Source organism: Saccharomonospora sp. NPDC046836 (assembly GCF_040645195.1).
Classification (GTDB): Bacteria; Actinomycetota; Actinomycetes; order Mycobacteriales; family Pseudonocardiaceae; genus Prauserella_A.
In genome coordinates, this window is record NZ_JBEYXW010000105.1 from 1 (window position 1) to 3,703 (window position 3,703).

The 3,703-nt window shown below is 72.1% G+C and carries 7 protein-coding genes; 3 read left to right on the forward strand and 4 right to left on the reverse strand.

Annotation, left to right across the window (positions count from 1 at the left end):
* Window positions 1-152: 152 nt before the first annotated feature.
* Complete coding sequence (locus ABZ863_RS35365; protein ID WP_358544124.1) at window positions 153-410, reverse strand: lasso peptide biosynthesis B2 protein; 258 nt, start codon at window positions 408-410, stop codon at window positions 153-155.
* An 87-nt stretch (window positions 411-497) separates the two neighbouring features.
* Here ABZ863_RS35365 and ABZ863_RS35370 point away from each other — a divergent pair, with 87 nt between their 5' ends.
* Window positions 498-716 (forward strand): hypothetical protein, encoded by a 219-nt coding sequence (locus ABZ863_RS35370; RefSeq protein ID WP_358544106.1) that lies wholly within the window; start codon window positions 498-500, stop codon window positions 714-716.
* Between the two features lie 171 nt (window positions 717-887).
* Here ABZ863_RS35370 and ABZ863_RS35375 read toward each other — a convergent pair whose 3' ends face one another.
* Genes ABZ863_RS35375 through ABZ863_RS35385 form a run of 3 tightly spaced genes read right to left on the reverse strand, consistent with a single transcriptional unit; the run spans window position 888 to window position 1,895 of the window.
* Window positions 888-1,166 (reverse strand): hypothetical protein, encoded by a 279-nt coding sequence (locus ABZ863_RS35375; protein WP_358544109.1) that lies wholly within the window; start codon window positions 1,164-1,166, stop codon window positions 888-890.
* 9 nt (window positions 1,167-1,175) lie between these two features.
* Window positions 1,176-1,349 (reverse strand): hypothetical protein, encoded by a 174-nt coding sequence (locus ABZ863_RS35380; RefSeq protein WP_358544112.1) that lies wholly within the window; start codon window positions 1,347-1,349, stop codon window positions 1,176-1,178.
* A 9-nt stretch (window positions 1,350-1,358) separates the two neighbouring features.
* Window positions 1,359-1,895 carry a flavoprotein gene (locus ABZ863_RS35385; protein WP_358544115.1) on the reverse strand — a complete coding sequence of 179 codons (537 nt, stop codon included), beginning with the start codon at window positions 1,893-1,895 and terminating at the stop codon, window positions 1,359-1,361.
* Window positions 1,896-2,028: 133 nt separating this feature from the next.
* On the opposite strand from ABZ863_RS35385, the gene ABZ863_RS35390 reads away from it, so the two are divergent.
* Window positions 2,029-3,216 carry a helix-turn-helix domain-containing protein gene (locus ABZ863_RS35390; RefSeq protein WP_358544118.1) on the forward strand — a complete coding sequence of 396 codons (1,188 nt, stop codon included), beginning with the start codon at window positions 2,029-2,031 and terminating at the stop codon, window positions 3,214-3,216.
* A gap of 60 nt (window positions 3,217-3,276) precedes the next feature.
* On the forward strand, window positions 3,277-3,474 hold the full coding sequence (locus tag ABZ863_RS35395; protein WP_358544121.1) for a hypothetical protein: 198 nt from the start codon (window positions 3,277-3,279) through the stop codon (window positions 3,472-3,474).
* Window positions 3,475-3,703 lie beyond the last annotated feature (229 nt).

The following is a 3,703-nucleotide window of genomic DNA, read 5'->3' on the forward strand; positions in this document are numbered from 1 at the left end:
CGGGCGGCGAGCGCGGCCCGCAGGGAGCATCCCCGCGGGTGCGGGGCCGACACCGCGCCCGAGGGCGAGCGGAACCGGCGCCTGGGAGCATCCCCGCAGGTGCGGGGCCGACACTTGCTGACCTGGGAGGTTACCGCGAGGATGCCTCATTTTCATTCATGTGCGTCACCCTTTCGGCACGAGAGGTGCGGCGAGGGCCCCGACCCAGAGGCGGCGGGGGCCGGGCGGTCGCGGCCGGACAGCCCGAATGCGTCGTCCTCGGTCCACACCCACGCATGTGCCTCGGTGGGCAACTGCCGTGCGCCCAGCACCCAGTGGGCCCGTTGGCCGCAGAGTGCAAGGGCGAGGACCGTGGCGAGCGAGATTTCCATGCAGGCGACGCGGCCCCGGTACCAGGCCGGCGGATTGATGGGGGAGGGGGAGGCGAAGGCGGCGTTTCGAAGTCAAGCAGGGGGGTGCCGCACGCCGCCGACACCAACATACCTAGACTCGAATGCATGTCCGATCTGCCCGCCGACCTGCCGCGCCTGCACGTGCTGCGGACGTGGCACGCGATGTGGCTGGCCCGGATCGACGCGGCGATCGCGACAGCCGAGCAGACGACCTCTACCTCTCTTGGCAAGAGCTTTGCGTGGGCAGTCTGGTCGGCGCGTCAACCGAATGAGAAGAGTGGCAGGGCGGCGGCCGGGTCTTCGGCGCCCGCGTGTCGGCGGTGAGATGGCGGGCCTGTTCCGTCATGGCCTTGATGAGATCGCGCCAGAACTTGTCCCGGTCGTCGGTGGGAGAAGAACCTTGCCGTGGGGGCGGCGAACGCCCTTCGAGGGCAAGCGCATCCAGTTGCGGGGAGCATCCCCGCGGGTGCAGGGCCGACTCCGCCTGAGCGGCAGTCACCATCCGGTCGGAGGGAGCATCCCCGCGGGTGCGGGGCCGACGGAGAGATGGTCACCCTCGGGGTGGCCGCGGTAGGAGCATCCCCACGGGTGCGGGGCCGACTGCCGCGCGGCCTCACGCGCCCACTCGGTGACGGCGGCCTGGGCCCGGGCGCCAGCGTCGTACCACGCGCGCCCCTGCTGCCCCCGCTCGTCGTTGTCGGTCAGCTCGGCGAGGTGCGCCCACTCCGCGTCGGCGGCGCGCTGGAGGTCGATCAAGGTGTCGGGGATGTCCACGGCCGGATACTACGCCGCAGGTCGGACGGCATCGCGGACCGCTTCCGCCCACTCCGCGAGCAGCGCTACGTACCGGGCCCTATCTCCGGCAGCCAGGCGGCCGCCCGAGCGCAGCATCAGCGCGCGGATCTCCGCGTTCACCACCGACGCAGGACGCGGCCGGGCAGCAGGCAGGGAGGACATGGGGGCAGGCTAGCGCCCCGCGCCGACAGCGCGCTCGACCTCGTCGAGGGCGAGGCGCCATGGGAACTCGCGGCCTTCGCCGGGTGGATTCGGCTGGAACCCGCCCTCCCCGTACAGCACGCTCACTCCCATGCCGCGCAGCTCGGCGACGCTCCGGTCCAGCGCTCGGTGCTGCGCGTAGGCAGCGTTCACGCACGGCATGGTCACCAGCGGGATGCCCTTGCCGATGCCTTCGGCGCACACCCCGACGGCGAATGAGCTGGTGATGCCGAGGGCCCACGAGTTGATGCTGTTGAAGGTGGCGGGCGCGAACAGCACGACGTCTGCCTTCGGCCACGCGTCGGCGGTCCCGGGCGTCTTGTACTCGGACCGGACCGGGTGTCCGGTCAACCGCTCCAGCTCGGCCGCCTGCGGCTCCAGCCAGTGGGCGGCTGCCGGGGTGAGGCCGAGGCACACATCGAGGCCGCGCTGCTGTGCGTCCTCGATCACCGCCCCGACGCCGAGGATCGGAGGAGCAGCCGAACCGAAGAGGTACAGAGTCGTCATCGGCACATCCCACCGCGCCGACCACAGCGGACGCAACCGCCCCCGAGCGGTGGACGACCGGAGGCGGTTGAGGTCCCGTCGCCGGGCGGCGCGGGTATGTTCCAGATGACGAGTCAGGAACAGGGGGACCAGTATGCCCACACCGGACGACGACAGCACAGGTGGCCGCATCCGTAGGGAGCGGCGCCGGGCGCGACTCAGCCAACGACAGCTTGCCGATCGCATCCCGTTCTCCTACAGCCTCCTGAATCAGGTGGAGTGCGGGGCGCGCGCAGCGTCGACGGAGCTGGTCGCGGCGGTCGCCGCAGCCCTGCGCATCGACGTCTCCCTGCTCACAGGATCTGCCGTGACCGACCAACTATCTGGCCAGCGGGCCGACATCGTGCGCCCGATCCGTGAGGCCCTCGACCTGTACGACCTGGCGCCGGATGTGGAGCGCCCAACCCGCCCGGTCCAGACCATGGCGGAGGCTGCCAACCGCGTGTGCCAGCAGGTGCGGGCGACCCACCTGCGCACTGCCGCGAGCGCGCTGCCAGACCTCATCGCCGAATTGACCCGCGTGGCGCTGACCTCTCCATCCACGGAAGGCTGGCGGGCGCTCGCGTCCACCTACCGGTCTGCACACGACGTGGCCCTGAAGCTGGAGCACCGGGACCTCGCCGCTCTTGCGCTGGAGAGGATGGGGTGGGCCGCCGAGCGGGCCTCCGACCCGTATCTGGCGGCGATCCGCCAGTACAAGCGCGCCCTGTCCTGGCAGGACTCTGAGCTTGGGTTGCGCCTCGTCCAGGCGGGCCACGACACCCTGGACGGGCAGTCGTCCCGCGAGGCCCTGGCTGTCGCCGGGCAGCTGCATCTTGGGGCGTCGGCGGTTGCCGCGCGGGCCCGGGACCGGGCGGGCGTCGCCCGGCACATCGAGGCGGCCCGCGAACTGGCCGCCCGCACCGGCCCGGCTCAGTCGATCCACTGGCTCGGTTTCGGCGCGCTCAACGTCCGCCTTCACGCGATGGGCGCCGCGATCACCATGCGCCAGTACGACGATGCGCTCCAGCAGGCCAGGGCTCTACGCATCCCGCCGTCGGCGATGACGTCGCGCCGGGCCCGCTTCCTCGTCGACCGGGCCATGGCCGAGATGGAGACCGGCCTCGGCGACACGTCGCTGAGGCATCTGGTCGAGGCGCGGGCGGTCGCCCCGGAGCAGACCCGCTACCTGCCCCGGACGCGGGAGACGGTGCGCGGGCTGCTGCACACCACCCCGCCGGCCGTCCGAGCGGCTGACGCGCATGGCCGCCTGGGTGGGGGTGTAACGCTCACAGATCTGTAAGCGTTCCGGCCTCGGCCGCGCGCCATCCTGCTGATCTCGATCGGACAGCAGGGGATGACCATGGCGACGACAGTGCAGGAGTTACCGCAGCCGAACGCTCTCGGTGAGCGGCAGCTGCGGGGCACCGAGTGCGTGTGGTGCGCCGGGCGCCTCGATACCGCCACGGCCGTGGACCTCGGCGTGCGCCCGGACCCGCAGTGCCCGTGGGCTTCGTGGTTCCCGCGCGCCTGCCCTGCCTGCGCGGAGGCCCGGTCGTGAGCGGCCTGTGCGCACCGTGCCGCATCGGCGAATGCGGCTTCTGCTGCGGCAACACCGACTGGTACATCGGCGGCTACAGCGTGCCCGCTGTCCGAAACCGCTGCGCCTGTCCCTGCTGCCCGCAGGAGGTGCGCGGGGTCTGCGACCGGTGCGGCAGCCCGTGCAGCCCGGAGGCCGCCGCTGCCCACCGCACCTGCCCACTTAAGGCTACCGGCGCGGTGGGCAGCGG

Excerpts from the sequence above, each read along its gene's own strand:
- ABZ863_RS35390 (WP_358544118.1), top strand. The coding sequence starts at position 2,029 with ATGCCCACACCGGACGACGACAGCACAGGTGGCCGCATCCGTAGGGAG.
- ABZ863_RS35370 (WP_358544106.1), top strand. The coding sequence starts at position 498 with ATGTCCGATCTGCCCGCCGACCTGCCGCGCCTGCACGTGCTGCGGACG.
- ABZ863_RS35385 (WP_358544115.1), bottom strand. The coding sequence starts at position 1,895 with ATGACGACTCTGTACCTCTTCGGTTCGGCTGCTCCTCCGATCCTCGGC.
- ABZ863_RS35380 (WP_358544112.1), bottom strand. The coding sequence starts at position 1,349 with ATGTCCTCCCTGCCTGCTGCCCGGCCGCGTCCTGCGTCGGTGGTGAAC.
- ABZ863_RS35395 (WP_358544121.1), top strand. The coding sequence starts at position 3,277 with ATGGCGACGACAGTGCAGGAGTTACCGCAGCCGAACGCTCTCGGTGAG.